The 23,516-nt window shown below is 58.7% G+C and carries 14 protein-coding genes; 6 read left to right on the forward strand and 8 right to left on the reverse strand.

Annotated elements, in window-relative coordinates; genetic code table 11:
- Positions 1 to 36: 36 nt before the first annotated feature.
- The gene (locus RFN28_RS11285; protein ID WP_320287414.1) at positions 37 to 1,137 is read right to left on the reverse strand and encodes a CobW family GTP-binding protein; all 1,101 of its coding nucleotides are present in this window, start codon (positions 1,135 to 1,137) and stop codon (positions 37 to 39) included.
- A gap of 15 nt (positions 1,138 to 1,152) precedes the next feature.
- The gene (locus tag RFN28_RS11290) at positions 1,153 to 2,325 is read right to left on the reverse strand and encodes a D-alanyl-D-alanine carboxypeptidase family protein (protein WP_320287415.1); all 1,173 of its coding nucleotides are present in this window, start codon (positions 2,323 to 2,325) and stop codon (positions 1,153 to 1,155) included.
- Between the two features lie 212 nt (positions 2,326 to 2,537).
- On the opposite strand from RFN28_RS11290, the gene RFN28_RS11295 reads away from it, so the two are divergent.
- Positions 2,538 to 3,701 (forward strand): M20 aminoacylase family protein, encoded by a 1,164-nt coding sequence (locus RFN28_RS11295; RefSeq protein ID WP_320287416.1) that lies wholly within the window; start codon positions 2,538 to 2,540, stop codon positions 3,699 to 3,701.
- A gap of 1,026 nt (positions 3,702 to 4,727) precedes the next feature.
- Here the strand turns inward: RFN28_RS11295 and RFN28_RS11300 are convergent.
- The 3 genes from RFN28_RS11300 to RFN28_RS11310 form a co-directional block, all read right to left on the reverse strand.
- A complete protein-coding gene (locus tag RFN28_RS11300) occupies positions 4,728 to 5,408 on the reverse strand; it encodes a hypothetical protein (protein WP_320287417.1) in 681 nt (226 codons plus the stop codon).
- Positions 5,408 to 8,407: a VPA1269 family protein gene (locus RFN28_RS11305; protein ID WP_320287418.1), complete on the reverse strand. Its 3,000-nt coding sequence runs from the start codon at positions 8,405 to 8,407 to the stop codon at positions 5,408 to 5,410. The genes RFN28_RS11300 and RFN28_RS11305 overlap by 1 nt, the downstream gene beginning before the upstream one ends.
- Before the next feature lie 117 nt (positions 8,408 to 8,524).
- On the reverse strand, positions 8,525 to 10,030 hold the full coding sequence (locus RFN28_RS11310) for a tyrosine-type recombinase/integrase (protein ID WP_320287419.1): 1,506 nt from the start codon (positions 10,028 to 10,030) through the stop codon (positions 8,525 to 8,527).
- A 569-nt stretch (positions 10,031 to 10,599) separates the two neighbouring features.
- Here RFN28_RS11310 and RFN28_RS11315 point away from each other — a divergent pair.
- Entirely contained in the window at positions 10,600 to 11,100 is a 501-nt protein-coding gene (locus RFN28_RS11315; RefSeq protein ID WP_320287420.1) for a hypothetical protein, read from the forward strand.
- Between the two features lie 614 nt (positions 11,101 to 11,714).
- On the opposite strand, the gene RFN28_RS11320 is transcribed toward RFN28_RS11315, so the two are convergent.
- Positions 11,715 to 16,877, reverse strand: coding sequence for a GTPase domain-containing protein (locus RFN28_RS11320; RefSeq protein WP_320287421.1), 5,163 nt, complete (start codon positions 16,875 to 16,877; stop codon positions 11,715 to 11,717).
- Positions 16,878 to 17,493: 616 nt separating this feature from the next.
- Between RFN28_RS11320 and RFN28_RS11325 the strand changes: the two genes are divergently transcribed.
- Together RFN28_RS11325 and RFN28_RS11330 are read left to right on the forward strand one after the other, a co-directional pair.
- Positions 17,494 to 18,240: a hypothetical protein gene (locus tag RFN28_RS11325; protein ID WP_320287422.1), complete on the forward strand. Its 747-nt coding sequence runs from the start codon at positions 17,494 to 17,496 to the stop codon at positions 18,238 to 18,240.
- A gap of 746 nt (positions 18,241 to 18,986) precedes the next feature.
- Positions 18,987 to 19,922 carry a hypothetical protein gene (locus RFN28_RS11330; protein ID WP_320287423.1) on the forward strand — a complete coding sequence of 312 codons (936 nt, stop codon included), beginning with the start codon at positions 18,987 to 18,989 and terminating at the stop codon, positions 19,920 to 19,922.
- A gap of 176 nt (positions 19,923 to 20,098) precedes the next feature.
- On the opposite strand, the gene RFN28_RS11335 is transcribed toward RFN28_RS11330, so the two are convergent.
- Positions 20,099 to 20,809, reverse strand: coding sequence for a hypothetical protein (locus RFN28_RS11335; RefSeq protein WP_320287424.1), 711 nt, complete (start codon positions 20,807 to 20,809; stop codon positions 20,099 to 20,101).
- 1,110 nt (positions 20,810 to 21,919) lie between these two features.
- On the opposite strand from RFN28_RS11335, the gene RFN28_RS11340 reads away from it, so the two are divergent.
- Together RFN28_RS11340 and RFN28_RS34840 are read left to right on the forward strand one after the other, a co-directional pair.
- Positions 21,920 to 22,375: a Ros/MucR family transcriptional regulator gene (locus tag RFN28_RS11340; RefSeq protein ID WP_320287425.1), complete on the forward strand. Its 456-nt coding sequence runs from the start codon at positions 21,920 to 21,922 to the stop codon at positions 22,373 to 22,375.
- Entirely contained in the window at positions 22,372 to 22,554 is a 183-nt protein-coding gene (locus RFN28_RS34840) for a Lar family restriction alleviation protein (protein ID WP_366929463.1), read from the forward strand. Before RFN28_RS11340 ends, RFN28_RS34840 begins: the two co-directional genes overlap by 4 nt.
- 572 nt (positions 22,555 to 23,126) lie before the next feature.
- On the opposite strand, the gene RFN28_RS11345 is transcribed toward RFN28_RS34840, so the two are convergent.
- Entirely contained in the window at positions 23,127 to 23,444 is a 318-nt protein-coding gene (locus RFN28_RS11345; protein ID WP_320287426.1) for a hypothetical protein, read from the reverse strand.
- Positions 23,445 to 23,516 lie beyond the last annotated feature (72 nt).

Genomic DNA, 23,516 nt, shown 5'->3' on the forward strand with positions numbered 1-23,516 from the left:
AAAGTGCGCAGCTCTGAATCTGGCTGCTCTTTCGGCTTACAGCCCGGCGATCGCCAGCGGATTGGCTTCGAGCGCCGCCCGGTCCGGCGTGTCGACCGACGGCCTGTTGGCAAAGGCGGAGAATAGCCGCTGGATATAGTCGTCCGGCATGTCGAGCGTGATCAGCACCAGCCGGGTGCCGCGCTCGCCGTCCGGCCAGGCCGGCAGCCTTGCCGGCGGATGCAGGATCTTCTGCACGCTGTGGACGACCAGCGGCCGTGACGGATCTTCCACGAGCTCGATGACGCCCTTCATGCGCAGCAGCTTCTCGCCATGCGTCGAGCGCAGGAGATCGAGGAACATCTCGATCGCCGAGAACGGCACCGGGCCGGCATGAACCAGCGAATGCGAGCGCACGCGGCTGTCGTGGCGATGATCGTGATGATGATGGTCATGATCATGGCCATCATGGTCGTGATCGTGCGCCGCCCCTTCGCCGAGCCAGCGCCGCACATCGGCGCTCTTGGTTTCGGGATTGTAGAGGCCGCAATCGAACAGGGTCCCAGCGCCTGTGGCGGAATGATTTACGTCGAGCAGCACCGCGCTTGGATTGATCTGCCTGAGCCTTGCCAGCACCGCCTCGACGTCGCCCCGATCGGCTAGGTCGGCCTTGGTCAGCACGATGCGGTCGGCGACCGCCGCCTGCTTCACCGCCTCGACGTGGGTGTCCAGCGTCGCCTCGCCGTTGACCGCATCGACCAGCGTGATGACGCCGTCGAGCCGGAAAGCCTGCACCAGCGCCGGATGCGCCATGATCGACTGCAGCACCGGCGCGGGGTCGGCAAGACCGGTGGTTTCGATCACGACGCGGGCAAGCCTGGCGATACGGCCGGTCTGCAGCCGGTCGACGAGGTCGGCCAGCGTGTCGACGAGATCGCCGCGCACCGTGCAGCAGAGGCACCCGTCGGAAAGCTGGATGATACCGTCCGAAGCCTGCTCGACCAAAAGATGGTCGACCGCCACCTCGCCGAACTCGTTGATGATGACCGCCGTGTCGGTAAGCCGCGGATCCTTGAGCAGCCGGTTGAGCAGCGTCGTCTTGCCGGCGCCGAGGAAGCCGGTGAGCACCGAGACGGGAATGGGAAAACCGCCGCTCATCCTCCCGGTCACCGGTTAGTTGGCGGCCTTGGCCGGCTGGTCGCCCTGCGCGGCGGCAGCGGCCGTGCCGGTCGCGGCGGGTTCAGCACCGGCCGGCACCGGTATGTCCGGCCGCCACGTTGGCAGTGGCACATCGGCATATTCCTGGCTGCCCGGATCGACGAAAGCCTTGGGCGCCGGTCCGGTCGCGTCGCCAAGGCCGACCGCGACCAGAGTCGGGTGGTCGAGTTTCACCTGATAAGGCGATTTCGCCTTGTCCTTTGCGGCGACGGTCGGTGCGGCCTCGGACTGCTCTTGCTTGGTCTTCTTCTTGCAGATCTCGTCATGCAGGTCGTTGGGCGACAGCGTGTCGCCATAGGGCTTGAGCGCCGCAAGCGTCGTCGAGCCGGCGGCCGGCGCATCAAAACCCCGGTCGAGCAGCTTCGCTGCCGTCTCGGCGCGGCTGATGGCGGATTTTTCGCCAAGCACCACGGCAACCAGCGTGCGGCCATTGCGTGTCGCCGAGCCGATCATGTTGAAGCCCGACGAGCAGACGAAGCCGGTCTTCATGCCGTCGGCGCCAGGATAACGGCCGATCAGCAGATTGTAGTTCGGGAGCGCTTTCTTGCCGACGGCAAGGCCCTCGATCGAGAACCACGGCGCGTATTGCGGGAAATCGTTGCGGATCGCCGTCACCAGAACGGCGAGGTCGCGCGCGGTCGTGTACTGGTCGGGCGAATAGAGCCCGTTCGGATTGACGAAATGCGTGCCGGTCATGCCGAGCCTGGCGGCCTCGGCGTTCATCCTTTCGGCGAAGGCCTCCTGCGAGCCGCCGATATTCTCGCCGACCGCCATGGCGATGTCGTTGGCCGACTTGACCAGCATCATCTTCAGCGCATTGTCGAGCCGCATCACCGAGCCCGGCTTGAAGCCCATCTTGCTCGGCGGCTCGCCGGCGGAATGCTTCGTCACCTTGATCGGCGAATCGAGCGCCACCTCGCCGGCAGCGATCGCCCGGAATGTCACATAGGCAGTCATCAGCTTGCTTAGCGAGGCGGGGTACCAGCGCTTGAAGGCATCCTGATGCTCCAGCACCTTGCCGCTCTTCAGGTCGAACAGCACCACCGGATTGGCGCGCGCCGCGCCGGAAAGCGTCGGTAGCGCCAGCGCCCCCGCAAGCAACAGGTTGAGGAAATGCCTCTGCCGCATGATCTATTCCGAAATCGCCTCTTGCCGTAATTGCCGCCGGCTCCGTAAGATTTCGTTACGCAATGGCCAGCATGATGCGGACCGACCCTCGACCCGGAACGCATTCTTTGCGTGCTATTTATCCTATGTGTCGCCAAAATGGCAAAGCGCCAGACAATCACAATTGCTGAGCGGGCTTGAACCGCCCGCCCCAACAACGAGATGGACCGATCATGCCAATTCTGAACCGTGCCGCGGAACTGCAGGAAGAAGTCGCCGGCTGGCGGCGGCATCTGCACCAGACGCCGGAACTCAACTTCGACGTGTTCCAGACCGCTGCCTTCGTCACCGACAAGCTTGAGGCCTTCGGCTGCGACGAGGTTGTCACGGGCCTAGGCAAGACCGGTGTGGTCGGCATCATTCGCGGCAGCAAGGGCGATGGCCCGACCATCGGGCTGCGCGCCGACATGGACGCGCTGCCGATCGAAGAGATCACCGGCAAGCCCTATGCGTCGACCGTTCCAGGCAAGATGCATGCCTGCGGCCATGACGGCCACACCGCCATGCTGCTTGGCGCCGCCAAACATCTCGCCGAGACCCGCAATTTCGCCGGCACCGTGGCGGTGATCTTCCAGCCTGCCGAGGAAGGCGGCGGCGGCGGCAACGAAATGGTCAAGGACGGCATGATGGAGCGCTTCGGCATTTCCAAGGTGTTCGGCATGCACAACATGCCGGGCCTTCCCGTGGGCGAGTTCGCCATCAAGCCTGGCCCGATCATGGCGGCGACCGCCGAATTCACCATCACCGTCACGGGGCGTGGCGGCCATGCGGCCATGCCGCACGGCACCATCGACCCGATCGTCATCACCAGCCAGTTGGTCGGCGCTTTGCAGACCATCGCCTCGCGCAGCACCGACCCGGTCGAGGCCGTGGTGGTGTCGGTGACGAAGTTCCACGCCGGCGATGCCTATAACGTCATTCCCGAAAAAGCCGAGATCGCCGGCACGGTGCGCACGCTGAAGAAGGAAGTGGCCAGGAAGGCGGAAGAGCGCATCCGCGATATCTGCGCCGGCCTTGCGTCGGCCTTCGGCGCGACGATCGAGGTCGACTACGACGCCAACTATCCCGTCACCTTCAACCACCCGGAAGAAACGGTCTTTGCCAGCGACGTCGCCGCCGGCATCGCCGGCGACGCGCATGTCCACCGCGCCATCCAGCCGGTGATGGGCGGCGAGGACTTTTCCTACATGCTGGAAGCGCGCCCGGGCGCCTTCATCTTCATCGGCAACGGCAACAGCGCCGGCCTCCACCATCCGGCCTATGACTTCAACGACGAGGTCATCCCGCATGGCATGAGCTATTGGGTGAGGCTGGCGGAGACGGCACTCGCCGCCTGAGGCTTCTCGCAATGAAGGACGGCGGGCTCCCGCCGCTCCTGCCCAATCTGACAGGAAAACCACCGGATGCTTCGCACGGCATCGATTGCGTATAACCCGCCTCTTGGCGAACCGTCCCGAAGCGGTTATGTGTCAGGCCGCGTGGTCCCGTAGCTCAGTAGGATAGAGCGGCACTAAGGGGGGAAAAGTTACCAGTCTGGAAGATTCTGAGCTGCCACAGGGGGTTGCCGCAGCGGTAACTTTACCTGTTTGGCTCAATTGATATTTGCGGGCGCATCGGGTACGACGCCGTTGCAAGACGAGAAAGTCCACGTAGCTCAGTTGGATAGAGCACAGGATTCCTGAAGCAATTGGGGGTTGTATTCGGAAACGATACAACCGATCTGCTCAAATTCGGGGAACGCTTCGCTGAACTCTCAGCATGCCAATCCCGAGCCAAGCTCCGGAGAATTCCGGTGAAGGTGTAGAGACTGGATGGGCAGCACCTAACGGCCTCGGCCAATGGTGAAGGGACAGTCCAGACCACGAACGCGCAAGCGGCGGCGAAAGCCGAAGTGGTATGAATCCTGGGGTCGCAGGTTCAAATCCTGCCGTGGACACCAACTACATAGTCGGCGATCACAATGGGCTAGAGGGGCCAGCGCGTTCTTTCGCCTACTCGAGATTCGCAAGTCAGAAGGCGACACGGGGCTCCCATCGCATATGCACCATAGCGGGGGAACAGATTCTCGTCCTTCGAATCTTTTCATCGCGACCGCGGACCATTTTCGCTCACTCGGGACGACGTCGGCAGCGTGTGACAGGCGAGTGTCTGTCGATAGTTCTCCTGTCTCTCCGCCCAACCCGACGGTTTCCGAGCATGTCCAAACAGTCCCTTGCCGGAAGCACTACGCCAGAAGGCTGTCAGCGATACCGCCAATGCGGCAGGGCACCGACGGTATCCACGACGCCCCAACTAGCGACAGAAGCCACCAGCTGGTTCTCTAGCCCTCGCATGCAAACGGAACCCGTAAACTCCTTCTCCTGCTAGTTCTCCCGCGCCCTTCGTGTCTTCCGGATGCGCTCGAAATCCTCGATGAAGAACCTTAGTTTGTCGAAGAGATGGCCGCCCATTATCCTCGACCCAGGAGGCGTCTTGCGGCTGACCCTCACTCCGAGATCGCTTAGCTCGAAACCACTATTGGCAAGCGTCTGAAGCCAATCCTTGAGGCTCGCCATTATTTCATCGGCACCAACGCCCTCTGGCAGGCCACCAGCCGGTACCGGGACGCCCTCGTCAACAATCTGCTTCAACACATTGTTGCGTTGCACCAGCTCGTAGATGATCTCCTTCAATCGATCTACGAGGTCGCCCGTCGACGGATCCATCACTGACGTATCGATCTTTTCGACCTCGTTTCCATCGATAGGGGCGTCGGCATCAATGTTCATGATGTCGTGATACGCCTTTTTCCAGATCCTGATAACCTTGCTGTAGGAGTTGAAGATCGTCCGCTCGAGTGGGAAGTGCGGATTGCTCTTACGGCCTTCTTCGGCCACGAGCTTTGCAGTCGGAAGCAGCGGCGTCTTTCGCATTACTAGCCGCCGGCAGATCCCATTGATGCCTTCAACGTTGGATTTTGCCCTGCTGCCGTCTGGCAACGCGTCGAGCATCCCTTCCGACTTCTTGTCAGCTATCGCAATGATGGAGCCTATCCTGGACGGCATTACACCATTGCCTCCACGGCGGGAGGGCTGTCACGCCGGGTCACTCCTAGCCAGGTCGCTCCTGGCCAGGTCACTCCTGAAAGGAGGATTGGCTCCGACAGGGAAACCTCGAGCAAGTTCCTGACCTGCTCCTCGATCCCGAGATCGCTATAACGAAGTGTCCCCGCCGCTAGGCCTGCAATCTCTGCCCTCGACGCTCGAGCGCTGATAAAGAGGCAGTACTGGTCCATTGCCCATCGCCGATGCTCCGGACTGACGTCGGTCCTCATCCGGGGTGACACAACGCCCGAATTAAACATCATTAGGTCGCAGTAATCGTCACGCTTCCGCTCGACCCGCTCATCGCCGAGGACCTTATAGACGCGGCCCGCAAAGGTAATGCGCACGGCCTGCTCAAACTCTGTCACCTCGCGATATTCGAACAGTGCCGAGCGACTACTTGTGACAAGCATGAGACCTGCCTCGCCTTTTGGATCTGCATTGTACAGTTTGACGCACGCGCTGACGTACACTTCCGTATAAAACATCGCTCTATCAACCGATTCCTGCTCATTCTTCAACTGCTGCATGCTAGCGCCGAGCTCGTCCCACCGATTCTCGTACTCAGCGACACCAATCGTCCCATCTCTATATGCTTGGTCATATTGAGCGGCCAGCTCATTTACCTTGCTCTCCTCTCGAGACAAGTATTGCCTGCGTTCAGCTAGCTTAGTTGAAAAATCGGTCAGCTCATTCATCCATGGCGGACCCGATATAAAGTGACGGCACACTACGCAATTTCGCGGTTCGACCGGCCCATAAACACCCTTCGACACACCTTCACTTTCGTCCTTACGAATTAGATCTCCGCCGTCGCCGCATCGGGATCCGTCGTACGGGCATACGCCGATCGCTGCGTTACAGAATTCGAACTGCGATGCAGACTCTATCGCCGAACGGACAGCCGATGGCGACAGCGACACGGTTCGCCTAAGCGCTTCGTCGACCTTCATACGTTTCAAATCGTTGATGAACTGACGCTGGGCCTCGAACCTAGCGGTAGCCTTTTCCACAGCGTCGGCGATTTCTGACGGATGGGGCTCCGTGTAGAAGATCGTCATGGCAAGGCTCGCGTGACCTGCGATGAATTTACTCAACAAATCCAAGGGCATCCCGCCGCGCCGCAAGTTTGTCAGGCCGCGAACGCGCAACCCGTGGATGTTGTAGCGCGGATTGCACGGCCGTCCCGTCTTCGGCTGGATGTCTACGAGGGTCACTTGGTTGCCGGGGTGTTGCTTGTTCCAGCGGTGCTGTATTTCAAGAAGAATCAAGCCCCAGGCATGGTCTATTTCGGAGGACGTCACAATACGGCCTTGCTCTGGCCAGTATCCGGTTGGGAAAAGGCGACTTAAAGGGAAGATATTCGGCATCATTGCCTTGGTTGATTCTGGGTAATCCTGAGGCGCATCGAGGTAAACCTCTGGTCCGACTGGCGTTTTGATCGGATTAAACTTTTGCTGCCATTTTCGTAGGCCCCACAACCTCTTGAAGACTGCAGGCATATGCCACGGCATCGCGAATGGATCGCCCGTTTTATTCGTATTGACCCAGAGTCCAGTGATAGGTTTTATTTCGTCTTCTATCTCGATAGCGTAACCTCGTGTGGGGAAATCTTCCCGCGGCTCTCCGACAAGATCCGCCCAAAAACCCGCCAGAGGCCCATTGTTCTTCTCCCATTTCATCTTGTCGCCATTGAAATGGCGCACGTCCCCCTCGCCACTGTCGAGACGCCGGATCTGTCCCATCCGGAGTGGGATGTCCAGCATTGTCCTGAATAGGGTCGGAATTACCGGGCAATAGAGATTTCGGACCTTACCATTGACGACGAGATCGATCCTGAAGTTCTTTCCAGGCCATCCATTTGCGCCTTCGTCCAAAATCTCCTTCATTATCGGGATCAATTTCTCAGGTAGCGGCCGTGAGCGCGCTCTGCTGGGCTTAGGGCTCCTCTTGACTTGGTTCTTAACCTTGTCGACTTCCTTTTGCGAGACAAGGTCGAACTGCACCATGCCGCCAATCTCTTCAACCAGCTGCTCACTTATGCTTATCGAAAGTTTCCTTGCCGCTTCAACAATGGAGAGAACGTGCTTGCTTGATTTTCCTCCCGTCTCTTCTGCCAAATAGGAAGTGAAGGATTCGGGGCGGGCCGCAGACAAGACGACTTCGCGCACCGTCTCATTCGGGAAGGTTTTCTTGATCCAGGATGCGACCTTGATGATTGCTGCCTGAACCAGGCCGGGCCTCATGCGCGAGTCCTCCCGGAAATTTTGAGAAAGACTCAATAGTTCCTGGTCGACGGAGTCATTCGAGTGCTGAAAGGCGTGCCAACCCGGATTACGTCCAGGGAGGGCTGACTTGTGCTTACGAGACTTGGCGAGGAGAGTGGATTCGTTGAAGACTTTGGCCAAGCCGATGACGACGTTGGATACGCATTGTACTGAGACGTTGCTCGCCCCGAGGACTTCCCTGTTCCATCCCATTCCATCGCTCGTGCGGAAGAAATCGACCACGGCGTGAACGAAGGCGGTCGGCGCTTCGTCTAGCTTGTTGAATCCACTAGCGCACACCGAAAACACGGACAGAATACGCTCTATGGTTCCCCACGCTACCTGCTTGTCGCTTACCCTATCGATGAACGCGAAAGCTCCGGCGGCTTCCAGTGCCATGCGCAGTTCACAGCCAAATTGCGAAATCTCGTTGAAGGACCTGCAGATATCCTTGTGAAGCGGCTGCTTAAAAATAGTGTACGGTGAGATACATATCCCCTCGTCAAATATGAGCTCGACCGCAACCAGGTGCTCCTCAGTTGGCGGCTTCATATGCGAAAGCGACCTGATCAGTTTCAATGCCTTCACTCCTTGTCGCGAGAATTTCGTGGATCCGTCATCCTTTTGGTCTACCTCCTCTAGGTTCAAAAAGGCTTCTTCGCCTTCCACGGTTCTGAAATAGTGCATTTCCATATACCCTTCTTGGTGTTATTTGCGGTGCCAGAACTTACCCGAGCATCACCAGACATCAGTTGGTTTCTACGGCAGACTTTTCCTGCTTGCGCTCTTGTCTAACTTCTCGTCGCACCGCTACTGAAACTCCCAACTTGGTGAGTGTCGGAATTGCGACACGAATTCGTCGTGCAAATTGCGCAATGAGTAATCGGCCGAATGCCCTTCGCTTGCATGTGTCAGCACCAGATTGATTTCGGACGGTGTCAGGCGCGTATAAACTTTGTGGGCGTTGAGCGACCGATGGTGCATGCAGCTTTGGATTATCCGGCCTTCTACGCCGGACGTGAACAGGAACCTCCCGTAGAAGTGTCGCCCACCGTGAGGCGTAGTTCCCTTCCATTTCTTGGGGACCATCATGGCGGGATCATCGAACATTATGCCGATCCGTTTGACGGCTTGCTCCCAGCAATGATCGAACGCACTCATGGTATAGGGGTCCCCGACGTCTCCACCGCCCGAGGTCAAGGTGCGTCCACTACTGACGAATAGGAAAGGGTGGTCCCGGAGGGACCGCGAGCGCCTAGCCATGATGGCCGGGCGTGTAGAGTAAATGTATTGTTTCAGTAGTCTGGCAACTCTTTGCCGGAGCGACAGGATTGGGAGGAAATAACCAGGCGTCCCCTCCTCGTCGTCGGCCATCCCTTTCCAACCGGCTGCATTTCTGCCTCTATCTCGGTTACGTGGCAGCAGCCCGAACCGTGCCAGGTACTCTTCACGGGAAATATCTCTCCCGTCGGCCTGGATTTTCCCGAACTCAGGATGATGGAAGAAGATCCACGGAACGTCGCCGATGAACTGAATGTCTGATGTGTAGAGGTGAAAGCCTTCGGATTTTCGGAGTCCCAGCGCGATGATAAGATGCGCCAGCAATTGGCCAGCCTCGTCGCATTCCCCCAATTTGTCCTTGAATCCGTTGTAGAGGAACGGCCCCAAATATTTTGCGGGAAAAGTTGGAACCGCGCTCGCGCTCTTCCTGCTCCGCTCGATCACTCCAGGAAAGGCGTGGGACGGCTTGCGTTCCATACCTTTCAAGTGTCCAAGCAACGAATTGCTCTTTCGGATCAGCAGTTCTGAGGCAAGGTTTAGAGCGACTGTCGGAGACTTGGCGGCTGCATCGGTCGAAGCCGCCTGGACCCATCGGGCGGCAGAAGGCTCGTTCTCCATCCACCTAAAATAGACGGTGAGGGCCGAGAGCAGGACGGCTGCCTGCCGCTTTCCCAGTGGGCTCCAGTAGAGCCGAGTTTGGTCAACGATGCGTCCGCTGGCAGCCACCTCCATCGTACCGTGCACAAGTGAACTGGCGAGCCCGCGCAGTAGACGTCTCTCCAGACGACCCTCCTTCCTCCATTGATCGAAGAACGGAGACTTGCCCACTGCTAGCGAATGATCCACCAGCGCACCAAGCGCCCGAGCAGCATTCTTCATCCACGTGTAGGACATAGCAGAATTGTCGGCGAAGAACTCTAGGAGCATCTCGTCGCGGGAAACCCGGAGCAGTCCATCGGCGTCCGGAAGTATGAGCCATAGGACCGGACGCTTCTTGAAAGAACCGTTCTCATACACGGTCTGACGGACAATCAAATGATTCCGCCCGCGCTCAAGGCGGGATAGATTCAGCCTTTGCGTTTTCGGACTCTTTTTTCGTGTCGATCTCGTAGACAATTCCGTTCTCCATATTCAATAGATGGACAAGCGTGTCCGCGCCACAAGTCGCAGCAGCGGACTCGCGGGTCGGGCGCCCGTTGAAAGGATGATGACGTCGGCGAATCGCGCTGGCCCGTACATCGCGGGCGATTCGATCAAAGCGCATCCGCGACGCGCAGTTGCGCGTCCGCACCCTAGCTTCGGCGAACCGCATTCTGGGATGGATGGGCGTGATTAGTCCCCGAAAAGCCGTGTTTTTAGACAGACTTAGCGTACGCGTTCCGTTGGCAGGAAAACCGATCAAAAACAGTGGCGTGTTCGGGAATATGGTGCTAGAAAGCCTCCATGCGGCCTCCTTTCCTGACAGGGTTTTGGAGCCGGATCGCTCGGGTGAGTGCGTTGCCGCGCACTCACCCGAATCTTTATGTCCGAATCGCTGCCCCGGACCATATCCGCAACTGTGGACGGCCACAACTGTTTGCTCCGAACGTTTTTTGGAGTTGTCCGTGACCAAGCCCGAGCACATCTTAAAGAGTCTTTTGGACGCGATGAGGAGCCGCGTCCAGGAGCAGGAAGCGGAGCTCGCTCTGTTCCGAAAGGCCGCAGAAGACTATCGGAAGAAGGCTGAGGAATTCATCGCCGCTCGGAGTGCAGAGATCGTCCGGACTCAGAAGAGCATAGAGGTCTTCCAAGCCGAATTGGCTGCCATGCGCAGCTTCCGCGAGGTTTCACCGCCGGCTGAACCTTCCATTCCGACAATGCCCGCTGCGACGACCAGCGAGAACACGAGCGAGTCCGGGCGCATTCGCGACGCCGCACGGGGAATCCTTCGTGAAGCTGGGCGACCCTTGATGCAGCGGGAGATCAAGGCAAAAATGGACGAGATCGGCGTTGAGATTCAATCCGCCGATCCGGTCGAGTTGATTCGTGCCGCCCTACGGCGGCATAGCACGGAATTCCAGCACGTTAAGGGTCAAGGCTGGGCCTTGGCCAGTTCGGACGACTAACGCGCATGACCAGGTAAACCGCGCAGCAAGGTTTCGAGATCGACCATTCGAAGCGAATCCTTTGGGGTCGTCGTGAGCAACGTCCGTACGAGGGGATCCCAGTGTCCGGACATGCGCTGATCACCCATCACCTGCCGCATCCGCGCTCGATACCAGAGCGATTCAAGGGCGACCTCCTCAACGCCGCCTATGCTTCCGATCTTACCTAACTCATTGAATTCGGACGTCCAGCGCTATGGGTGCATGGACATGCGCACGACAGGTGCGACTGCCAGATCGACGATACTCGCGTCGTTTGCAATCCGAGGGGGCTGAGCAGCGAGTTCGATCCAGCGCTCGTGATTGAGACGATCTTTGAGACCGCACGGACCGAAGCACTGCGGAGAGCACGGTGGATTAGATGATCGCGAAAAAATGACCGAGAGTCCCACGGGCTAAGGCGGGCGTGACTGCTTTGCGCCACATGTCAGACGTAGAACCAACTGCTTCGTGATCTCAAAAGCGGTCATCTGGGCGGTCAACTGAGGCGGCTGACTTCCGCCAGAAGCCGGCTGCGACTAGAACCTGGCCGGAACACTTCGACGAATTTGACTGCGATAGTGATGTGACATCGCTTATCGAAGTCTTGAGAACCGGTCGTGGAGAGCCATCGCCCCCGGTAGCTGTTGCGCAACCAAATGAGCAGCCAGTGTCATCGCGGCGTTTCGCTGCGTGGCATTCGCGGCGATCGCTGGACCCTCACTCGCGATTAGCGCGCTAAGGTAAGCAAGGACATCCTCCCCGGTTTTATCCCGGCGCCATTTCGCTGCCCGGCCGTCAGGTTCAAGTGCCTTAGCAATCCATGGCACGGCTTTCAGCCTCAGCGATGCCCCGGCAGCTTGAGATAGGAAGGAGCAGAAGGCAGAGACGTTCTCTTCCCGGCCAGCGAGATGCTCGGCCGCCCAGCGCTCGTGGAGATCGGCCATCCGAGGCACTAGCCCGAACGCGTTCGGATAGAACTTTAGGTTGACAGTGCCAAAACCGAGAATTTGGCAAAGCATATTTTCGCCGTAGTACCATTGACGGCCGTCCGTCCATCCGGGCGCCGTCAGGGCATACTCCGCCATGGCGCGCCAATGTGCATAGAAGACTTCCAGGTCAACGTTCTTTCCCAGAAGCAACATCCAACTGCTGATGAAATGATCGACTGCGTAGTGGGACATTGCGCCGAGGCGGAGGATGGGTTCCCATAGGTCCCTTGCCTCATTCACATTGAGCGTCGGGAGAAGGCGTGCGATCCGATCGAGCACCTCATAGCCCAAATGCTCCATCGGCCGTTCGCGATCGTTTTTGGGGTCAACGCTGGTCTGCCCATAAGCCCGCCAGGACTCAAAGTCCCAAAGCGACTTCAGCAGTTGCTTCTCTGCCGCATCCAGAGGTCCTTCGCTCTGGAGGAGCCATGCCAACAGCGACCTAAGAAAATTCCAGTCGAGACCGATGACCTGGCGCTTAGGACGATGGCGCATACGATACCGTGCAAAGTCTCTGTCAGCCCGCGCAACGGCTTGCTGGTATTCAAGCTTGCCGACACGCTTCGCGATTCTCGTGAAATCAACCTGCTCCAACGTCCGATCGCCCTCGATCAATGGGCGCTTCTGCAACCAGCGCTGCCATCTCGTCCAAAGGGCCGGCTCGACTGCGTCGCCATCGTAACGCGGAGCGAGCACGGACAACCCTGAGGCAAGAACACCCAAGAACACGAGCCTGGGCCAGATCTTGCCAAGCTCCAACTTTCTTGCGTGGGCCTCGTTCATCAGTCGGGCCAATGCCTGCATGTCGCCGCAGGTCAGAAGAATGAGCGCCAACTCGCCCCAGTTAGTATCGGTGGCGCCTTCCGTGAGTTTCTGAATTATCGCGTACGCAGATGTCTCAATGGCCAGATTGCCGAGAACAGGGGTTCGACGCTCCCCTGTCGTTGCGAGGCCCGCCACGGCAGCAGCGACGACCTGACTTACCTCCCTGCTCGTCCCGGTGTTCGACGCCAGCCATTCTCCACCTCGAGCCACAAGCGTCGCCGCCGCAGCCAGCCGAGCCTGTTCATAGTCTCCCGCGCTCACTCCTTGGGAGCGCTCCGAGCTAATCACGCTTGCCAAATAGGCAGCCGTCTCAGGCGTCAGGACGCCATACTGCTGCAGCGCTCTGCTGCACTGAAAGGGAAGGCCGACAAGCCCCAGGTCGCTGGCGGCTTTACTTTGATAGCGCTGAAGCCGATTGAGAAGGTGCTTTGGATATGAGAACGTCACGCCCTCTGTCTCAGCGTGGCCGCTCGGTCCCGAGTAGTTTCGTGGATCGAGTTCCTCAATGAGCGCGTCGCGTTCAAGAGCGTCATTTTTGTCTTTCGACTTTGGCCAACGCTTCGCATCCGCCGCTACCTCGCTTGCCAGCTCTGAATTTTCACGAAGAAGCGCGGCGGCGATCCGACGAAGGGTGGTCTTCCGATGCGGTGCGAAAACAAACTGTTTCGCCATCTCGAAGATGTCTTCGCCCGCGCGTGCCCAGCTCATCGCATCGAAAAATTCGCCCTCTCGTACCCGAGCATCATCGAGCTGATAAATTTCGCGACTTTTGAGCAGTGGCCGCAGACACCCTCTTAAGACATCGGGCCGATATTTTCCCGCGCGCAGAAGGACGCCAAGAATGGCCAACGATTTGGACTCGAGCAGAAGTCTCTCGACGTAAGCATCAATCGCTTGGCCCTGGTCGAGCTGAACCATAAGCCACCGTTCGAGCGCGGCAAGCGCACAACCGAGTTGCCCGCTATGCATCGAACTGACGCGGTCCCACTCAAATACCATCCGATTGCCGATGAAGGCTTTGTTGCTGCCGTCGGCCAGAGTCAGTGTAATCGAAGGAGGGTTGTGAGGCCTCAGATCCGCTTGCCAACGCTCGGTGCAAAAGTTCACCAACTGGACGACACATCCGAGGGCGTGATCGGGATTGATTCCCAGCAGGAGGAAAAACGGCCCCTTCCAAAACGCCACCGGGTAGGTGTCGTTGTCGAACTCAAGTCCGAACCCGTCCCTCAGCGATGACCGATCGCGCACGGGGTTGTCTTCTATAATTGACGCGAGCACCACCTCCGAGGCCACTGCTGGTCTCGCGCGCATCAAGGCGCCGATTGAACCCGATCGAAGCACCGCTTCGCGAAAGGCCTCGTCTAGCCTTCCCTTCGGACCGAGTGGCCAAGGCGGCAACCTTTCGGGCTCGAAGATCGACGATATTGGACGGGGCGATCGGCTGCGCTGCGGACTTGCCTTCGCCTTCTCGCGCGCCTGTTCACGATGGAAAGCGTTTGCTTGCTCGACGATCGACTTCAGCGTTGGGCGGCGATGCGCCATCTCCAGAGCAAAATCCGCTACGCCATCGGGAATGTCGTCCGCTGCGAGCAGCGCCGCCGAGAAAGTCGGTTTATCCTCTTTGTCGTAGTGAAATCCGTGCTTCAGTAGATCGAGCTGCATTGCTCTGCCGCAGGCCAGCGCGACCTCCGCGAACTGCAGGCGGTAGGGAAACCGGGCTCCGTCGCTCGTCTCGCGCGGCGTAGCAGTCAGCCAGATCGACGCAACTCGCGCGATTTCGGCGGATGCAGAGGCGGAGGCCCGATCGCGGTGCCGATGCAAAAAGTTACCCAGGGCCGGCCAATAGCCCACAATAGGACTGCGGAATTCACTTTCGAAATGAAGGGCAAAAGATTGGTCAGCGCCATCGCCTCCCTGCCAAGTCGTGACGGTCGCAATGTGGCGGAACCGGACGAGCAAGCGTCGCAGCAGTTCACACTGGTTTGCGAATAGGAGTTCGGCCTTCTCCTCGAGGAAGCGCTCCGCTTCCGGATCGGTAAACAGAGCGTCGAGCAAAAGATCTAACGTAAGCCCGGCGTTCTCCCGCTTGAGCTTTGCGGTCGCGTAGTCCCAAGCCGACGTTTCCCCTTCGGTTTCCCGCAACAGCCACTGACCGGCGAGCCGCAACGCGTTGTGCCATAGCGGGTTCACGGCCAGTGCGTGCCATTCGACCCCCACGATCTCCTTCTCCTTGAGCAACTCGAAACGCGCCCAGTCGGCCGCGAGATCGTGCTCGAATTCCAGCCTGCGTTGCTTGTTCTTTCGTATCGGAAAGCCGTCGGGACGGCTGTCGAAAGCCTCAGCATCTCCACGATCAATGTCCGAAATCGCAAAGCTTCGCTCGAATTCAGCCTCGCGAACCGCAAGTGTCGTAAGCAGACGTTCAAGCGCTATCTTTCCGCCGGTCCACCGGCCGAAGACCAAGTCGACTATTGCCGATGGCGTCGCCAAACCCGTTTGTCCAATCTCAGGCGTGATGGCGGCCCCCATGACCCAACCAAGGGTCCGAAGATTGCGCAGGCCCGTCAGGAGTTGGGGCCGCGACGCCACCCACCTCACAGCAGGTGAACTGCCCAATGCAGCCGCCACCTCTTCGGTTGAAAGTTGTTCTATCGACACCGGACGTACCCGCAGGCCTGCAACTAGGGCGCCCGCGCTGCTCGCCCACAATGCTTGCCCGACCACAATCACCCGCACGCCGTTGGCGGAAAGCTCTTTCAAGAAGGCATTTGCGGCGGGGACGTTTCGCTCCGAAATTCTTTCCGCGGCATCGATGACCAGGATCACGCCTGCCGCGGGCGAGCGGCGCAGTGTGACCGTGAGAGGATGGTTGAGGGTTAGCTGGCGACGGCCCGTCGCGGACAGCACCTTCTCCAGATCGACCGGTCCGAGCCAGAGTTTCTCGTGACTTGGAAAATGGGTCTCTAGCGCGGCGCGAACTATCGCCGATTTTCCGACACCCGAATCCCCGACTACCAACGTAGTCTCATTGTCGACCGCCGCCCGTGCAACATCATCGCGGGGCTTCTGGCGGATCAAGGTTATACCTCCAGGTAGCGACGTGGCTATCGTCGCGAGGTAATCGGATGTCAGGTCACGCAATACGTGCCAATCGGCTTGAAAGTTCGGATGGTCCTTTAGGTCGAAGTGCTGCCTGAGCGAATCCCAAAGCTCGTCGAGCGCAATTGCTCCACCGCCAACCCTCGAGGCGTGCACGCGCTCGACGAGCGACCGCCAAAGCAGCTGGGCGGTTGCGAGCGCTCCGTCTCGGAGCAACTGCCGACAATCCTGAACCACTGCCGCTACATCCTTCGACGGCGCAAGCTGGAAATCGAAGGGAAGCACATCGATCCGCCGGACCATTGCTAGCGAGGCCGTGTGGTCGTGCGCGCCTTCGCCTGAGCCGGTTACGCTCTCAAAAATAGCCCTGTGCTTGGGCGATACGGCGATCCTGGCCAGGGTGAGCGCGCCGTCGGGGCCAGTAGCCCAGCTTTTGATGTCCGACCACTTCGCATTGAACTCCGGATGCGAGTCACGCGTCGCGAGAGCGAAATGTGCCGTTCTGCTCGCCGGTGGATCATCTTGTGTCGTTTGCGCCCAGACGCGCTCGACAAAGTCCTTCGGTAATCCGTTGGCGGTCACTTGCACGTTGCCCTTGCAAGATATCGCCAGGGGCTGCCCATCGGTCACAACGAGCAGATCGTCGATTTTCCAGCCCAGCGCCCCGGTTTGATTCTTCAGTCCGACGCCAAATCCTCCGGGTCCTGACATAGGCTGCCCGCCCAGCATCTTCACCAGAAACCAGGCGCCCACCTCATCCTCGAAGTCATATGCCTCGCCGGAGGTCGAACGCGTGGTAGTGACTGGCTTCTTGCGCGGTTGCCCGTCCTTCTTCGTTGCCATCGCTTTTGTCTCGCCCCCTCCACCACGCCGCTTACACGCCTGACATGGGATGGAAAAGCAATCTTGATGTGCTTCTAAAATTCAAGGGAGGGCCAGCTTCTAAGATTGTTTCTCGTCACCGAAGATCAAAGGATGTCGGTTGCGTGGTCCGAACGGCCGCGCGGAACCGCGACACCGAGACGTCAGTTGCCCCGCCGCTACCGGCCGGGTAAACTGTGGGTCTGAGATTTGACTGTCAGCCATTCATCTTGGCTTGCGCCAGAAGTCTCGCAAAGGGTCTTTCCAGTCCTTTGTGCCGATGTCCTTCAAGATTCCTGATCTGGCGAAGGCGTTTTTGGTTGCGTAAAAGAAATTGATATCGATTTTTCAGGTATTTTTAAAAAACAAGAGCGCGGGAACGCTTGCTGTTGCCAATCCAACTAGCGCCGTTACAAGCTCAAACGCGTGAGTTGCCAGATCAATCATAGAGTTATCCTAGCTGACTGATCAAAATGGTGCAAGACCAAACAGCCTCCGGATCTCCGCTAGGTCTGAATGGCCTGTGTTTAAGGGGGCGATGCCAATGACACAGAGTTCGTAGCTGATTAGAGTGCCGAACTGGCGCTTGGAATCTGTTATGATCACCAACCAGAAGCACCTCATCTCATGGTCACTCGTCGAGGGCGGCGCGGACGGTCGGAAAGTGATGCGGGATCCCGCGCTCACAAAGCCATACCTCTATCACATGCTCGAATGGCGTTACGCCAAGCTGATTTTCCAAACCGACAAACTGCGGCTCTCGCCTGTCCGATCTTGGCAGGACCCCTATGAGCGGTGGTGGTGCGATGGCCTGTTCAATCGCCCCGGTCCATTGTTGGGATTTCAACCGTACGGCTCCTGTTGGACCACAGGTGCACATGACGAACCGCGTTGGCGAATGGCAGGCTTTGGTCCCGAAAAGAAAACACCTATTGTCCGGATCCGCTGTCGGGTAGACGCTATGGTGGACTCGGCAAAAGGCCTCATCACGGACAGCGTCGGCTCCGCTTTTCTAGGCCGCGTCCAGTACCGTGGCGAGAGAACTCTTGTTCGTCTGGCGCAGTCGGTTGCAGAAGGATCGAAGAAAGAAGTTACCCGGATGGCCGCGACCATGCTGTTGCAAAAGCGGCGTGCCTTCAAGTTCGAAGACGAGGTCAGACTCCTTTGGCTGGACAAGCAGGCATTGAGAGAGGGTGTCTATATCGACATCGAGGCGAAGACGTTCATCGACCAAGTGATGATTACACCTCACGCAAGCCCCACCGAAACAGCGAGCATCAAACGGGAGATAAAGCCTTTTGGCGTACCTTGCCTCGCGTCTGGTTTGTTGAACTCGCCGCGTTAGGCGCGGTCCGCGAATCCTCACGCCTCATGCAGCAACAGTGACAGCCTGGGCGTTGAGAACCGATCGAAAGATATATTAGCAGTGCTGACCTATGCTTTGTCTCGCCGGCCGTAAGTAACGAACGTCAGCTATTCATAAGCTCTTCGACCAAACCAGACTTGCCGCTTGCGGCCCCCCAGCGTCCCCAATCCCTACGCGTTTCTCTGGCGGCTAATCACGGCCGAAGGAGAAACGCTATGGGATATTCGCAGTACGACCCCACCAAGCCGACTCGGCGAGGATGAATATGCTGGAGCTCTGCAGTCGGATGGGGTCGCCAAGTTAGGCGCCGGAAACAGGAGTGTCGCGCCAGTCGCCTCGAACCAACTCGCGGACCCTCTTCCCTTGTAGCTGGACAGCTTTCCACCCACGGTGTTGGCCGCTCGAAGCTCGGACACCAGAATGTTGTTTCGAGCGCAACACTGTTGATTAGCTTGATCCGTTTATCCCCCTTTCCTTCGGCGCTCACCAAGGATTCGCTTGACTGAAAATGGGTGCCGCTGATGTCGAAACCAGAATTCCTTGGGCGAAACGCGGGCGAATCTTACTCAATGATACGACTTGGAGGAATGACAAAAAACATATTGTTGACAATAAGTTAGCAGGGCATTGGCGTTGACGCCGCCGCAGCGGCGCCGTAGTCCGTTCTCATGTCTGGGACGGAAAACCGCGGGGATATTAGGCCGGCCTTCCACCCCAGATGCGTTTTGAACGACGACATGGGGTCAGTGATGACGAAAGCACCACGGAGGAAGGCAGAGGCCTTCGACTATTCCCAGCTCGGCCTGAAGCGGGCTGATCTCGAGATCGTATTGAAATGCGAGTCCAGGCTTTTGACGTTGGGACGGAGGACAACCGAAGAGACATTCGAGGCCGGCGAGCTGCTGGGTATGGCCGCAAGCCTGATACCAGACCGAACGTTCGGCAAGTGGGCTACGGCTGTGACTCGCTACACGCGCCAGCGCGTTCACACGATCATCAAGATCGCGAGGGTCCTCAAGGATCATAAATCGCGGCTTGTCCAGGCGCGGGTCCCTGACAATGTCATGGAGAAGCTTGCCGCTTCGCCGGAGCACCTGGAAAAGATCCTTGCCGAATTCGAGGCTGGACGGGGACTGACCGGAAAGCAAGTTTCCGCCGTGATCAGCGGCGGAGAAGAGACCCCCGATATCGCCCTTCCCAATGCCGGTGGTATCGCCGGGCTTCGGGCCAACGCCAAGGCAAAGCAGGCGCTCGTCATTTCCGGGTTTGTCGGGAACGTCACCTGGATCATCGGCGATGTCGAGGCAGCGCTCGAGCCTGTCCGGGAAGGCAAACGGGTTCTGAAAGGCCGGTTGGCGGACAACATCGAACATCGAGCAAGGCTCGCGCGTTTCCAGCTCGCGAACATTGCGCTGCCCGTTGAACTCGATCCGGCGAACGCCTCGGCGTCGCGGGCCATCCCGTTTTCGGACGGAAGCAAATGGCGGGAAGTTTCGGACCTGCTATGGGTGTTGGGCGGCCGAGACAGCTGGCCGCGCGAGGAACTTGCCGCGTGGCTGTCCACCAAGGTGCTGCCGACCCTCGCGTGGTCGATCGAGAGCGACAAGGGCACCAAACATGGCAACCCCTCCCGCCGAAACGGCAGCCAATCGGTAAAATAATTTGACAGAGTGCCCAACGGTGCGGTCGACAGGGCAGCCATGACAACGTCCACCATCGGCGCGTCGCGGCCGAGCCCTAACTTACGGCCTGTCCTGGCCAAAGTGCGCACCACCTGCGACGACGACCGCCGTCTCCGACGGATCAGTCTGCGTTGCCATTGCTAATTATCCCCTTGCTAATCAACGTTTTGATAGAAGTCCCACGGGTACAGAATATTGGCGACGGTATTTTTGCTGCTGTAGGGGGAGCCGTCGAGCGTCGCGCCCTTAGAGTTATACGCCGGCAGCCAGGTCAGCTTCTTCTCGATGCCTTCGGTGACCGGCTCGTCGGTGCTCTCAAGCGTAATCTCATTCCACGAGACATCGGGACCGAGCGTTGCCTTAAGATCATTCGGATCGAGGTCGATCACACTCTTCGGATCTTTGATGTCCGCAAAGGTCACGAGATCCGGTAGATCGCCAGGTGTGATCCGGTGTGCGCCGCGCATTCGGGCTAGGCGGGATATGTCATCAAGAACATCTTCCGATTGTGGGCCGTACAGTTCGGTGAGCAGATTGTCGCCTGGCCCGGCATCGCGCGACCAGCGAATCTTTTTCTGATATTCTCCGTAATTCTTTGCTTGTATCGGGTGAAGCTGACTGGTCAGAAGCGCTATCAGCGGCCTTCTGCCAGCACCGAGATCGAGATACAGAGCCTCCCCGTGAAGCTTGTGCATGACCCCATGCTCCGGGAACGAGACTTCCCAGAACGTCGCTTCGATCACGCTCGAGCCGCGTTTGACGCCTTCGGACGTATTGACCGCGAAGGTTAACTTGTAGCGGTAGCTTTCTGTTCTGAAGTAATAGCGTGCAACCACAAAGGCCGCCGTTGCCAAGGCTGCAAGCAACAGGAAAGACTTCCACCGCGTCCTCATGACGCCGGAGTCCTCGTTTCACGCTCGGCCAACGACGCCTCGAGCGTCGTCACCGTGGTTGTGTCGCTTGCGTCGCGCGCAAAGCTGCCCGAATGCCCTCGGCATCGCCAGCGGGTCTTGCGGCAATGGTCTCTTTGACCGAAACCGTCTGGCCAGGCCGGGTGTTCACGAGCGCTTGCCGTACCAGTTCTTTAGCGGAACCAGCGGGCCCATGGTCAATTGGAACATCCATTGCCCCAAGCCCTTAGTACCCAGACAAAAAGGGCCAGCCGCAGGATACTCGACTGGCCCTTTCTCCTGCTCGCAGCATGCCTATAGAGGTGACACAAGGCGGCTTCGCGAGCCTGTCACGGACGGTAACATACTTTAGCTATCGCTTGATAACGAAATCGATGCTGCGGTGCGGGGTACGAGCCTAAGAAAGTCGAGGGCCGGAATCGCTCTACCTGAACGACGCCGACCCTCTGGAAGCCCGCAGCGCTTTCCGAGGAGGACACCTTGGCGGCAGCTAGCAGGGCTTACGCTTGCGAAGATAGCACATCGAGGAAAGGGACCAGCCACCGACCAGAGTGACTGATCCCAATGTTCACTCGCAGCCGACCCGGGGACTTAGGGGTTTGGGGGACTTTAGGTCGGCGCTGCGGGCTATGTGTACCATAGCACTTTAGCAGGAGCTTGGATAAGGAATTCCATGCTGCGGTGTAGGGAAAGCCAGGCGGAAAGGGCCAGCCGCGAACGGAGGTGGGGTGGCGACTGACCCTTTCCGCCACCCGCCCCAACCGTGAGGCTTCGGCAGCGGCGGCTCCGAGGGAACTATATAGTGCTACATTTAGCGGTTGCTGATGATCAAACCTCCAGTCACGATGCAACATCGACGTGATTGTCGGCAGGGAACAGTACACGAACAGAATAGCACCAAAATGTGATGCCGTCGACTTTACGCTTGTACATGCGGGCACCGTCACGGACGGCACGACGGGTGCGTGGCGATCGCTTCGTTCAGGAGCGTGTTCGCGCTGTTGCGCCGGGCCGAAAACCGGCTAAGAGACTTCAGCTATTATTCCCGCCAATCGGAGATACTGCATGCCGGAAGAGATTGAGAACAGCCGAAGCCAACTGATCGAGCTCACGGCGGACATCGTGTCCGCCTACGTCAGCAAAAACGCCGTGCCGGTTGCGTCTCTCCCGGAGCTGATCGAGAGCGTGAATTCGTCGCTGTCGAAGATCGGACAGAGGGCCGAACCCGAGACGCCGGCCCTGGTCCCCGCGGTCAATCCGAAGCGGTCGGTGTTCCCCGACTACATAGTCTGCCTCGAGGACGGGAAGAAGTTCAAATCGCTGAAGCGCCATCTTGGAGTTCACTACGGCCTGACGCCCAACGAGTACCGCGAGAAATGGGGGTTGAAGCCGGACTATCCAATGGTGGCGCCCAACTACGCGGCCCAAAGATCTGTGCTGGCGAAGTCGAGCGGGCTCGGCCGGAAGCCGCCCGCGGCAAAGCCGGCGAAGAGCACTGGCAAAAAGCGCTCTCCGCGATGAACGCGGAGCCTTGCCCGTTTTGCACGAGCAACGACGCAAGGCCGTTCATCACAGCCGATAGGCGGGTCGTGGTGAAGTGTGACGACTGCGGCGCATCCGGCCCAGTCTGCATCGACGAATTGAACGCCATTAGAAGCTGGAATCGCCGTCCCGCTACACCCGACCAGGATTGGGACTGACGGCAGTTCCGGGCTGGCATCGCAACCAACCGAAGCCGGATGCTGGGCGCGGGGTGACGTGTATCATTTTAATACAATCTTCGATTTGTAGACTCCCTTGATGCATCGGCAGCTAGTGTCTCCGTCCAGGCTAATGGAGGGAAAGGCCACGGATCGGGAGGAAACCAATGTCTGTCCAAAAAGAAGACTATCGAACGAACAAGGCTGATTTTCTGATCGCCGCGACGAAAGGCCGATCGGCCGTTAATGTCGACCTCAATGAGACATCGGAAAGAAGGAAGAAATCTTTGTGGGTAAGAGATCCGCAAATCGACAGATTGGCCGCAAACCCGTGTGAAAGCTTCCCAGGACCAAGAGCCAGGCCGCGCGGGAACTAGCGATGCTGGTGCCTCCTTCGACCATAGCGGCGCTTCGGGCTACTCCCGGCTCAGCCGTATGGATGCGTGCCGATCATTTCGGCACAAGCATATATTTGTCGTCAGCCGATGGTGTCTCGCCCCCGAGCCCCACCGGTTAGGCCCGGCGTTTGCTGGCCTACCCCGCCAGCCTGCCGGGCCGCTCCCGCTGTTCATTTACTCATCGCGCCAGATCACGCGCTTCTCCCAACGGATCTGCACCAATCGCCGGAAGCGGATCGTGTGGGCCTGCTCTCCGGTCGGGTGGAATAGCTGTGCACTCATCCACTCCCGGCTCTTGCATTGCTGGCAGCGGACCTTGTCCCGCACCTCCTCGATCGTGACGTTGCCGATCACCTCCCGCAGCTCGAGCGGCTTGTAGTAGCGCGTGATGTTGCAGCGGGCGCAGCGGATGCCGGCCACTTGCCCCGCGTCATGGGCATGCGTCAGGCTCCAGGCGGCGCCTCTCGACCACTTTTCGGGTTGTTCGGGCATATGCTGAAATGAGGAACATATTCCTCTCTGGTCAAGGTCTCTCTTGACTTCTTGTTCTCTTTTTGTTCTCAA

Origin of the sequence: Mesorhizobium album (assembly GCF_033977205.1) — a bacterium.
GTDB lineage: Bacteria > Pseudomonadota > Alphaproteobacteria > Rhizobiales > Rhizobiaceae > Mesorhizobium > Mesorhizobium album.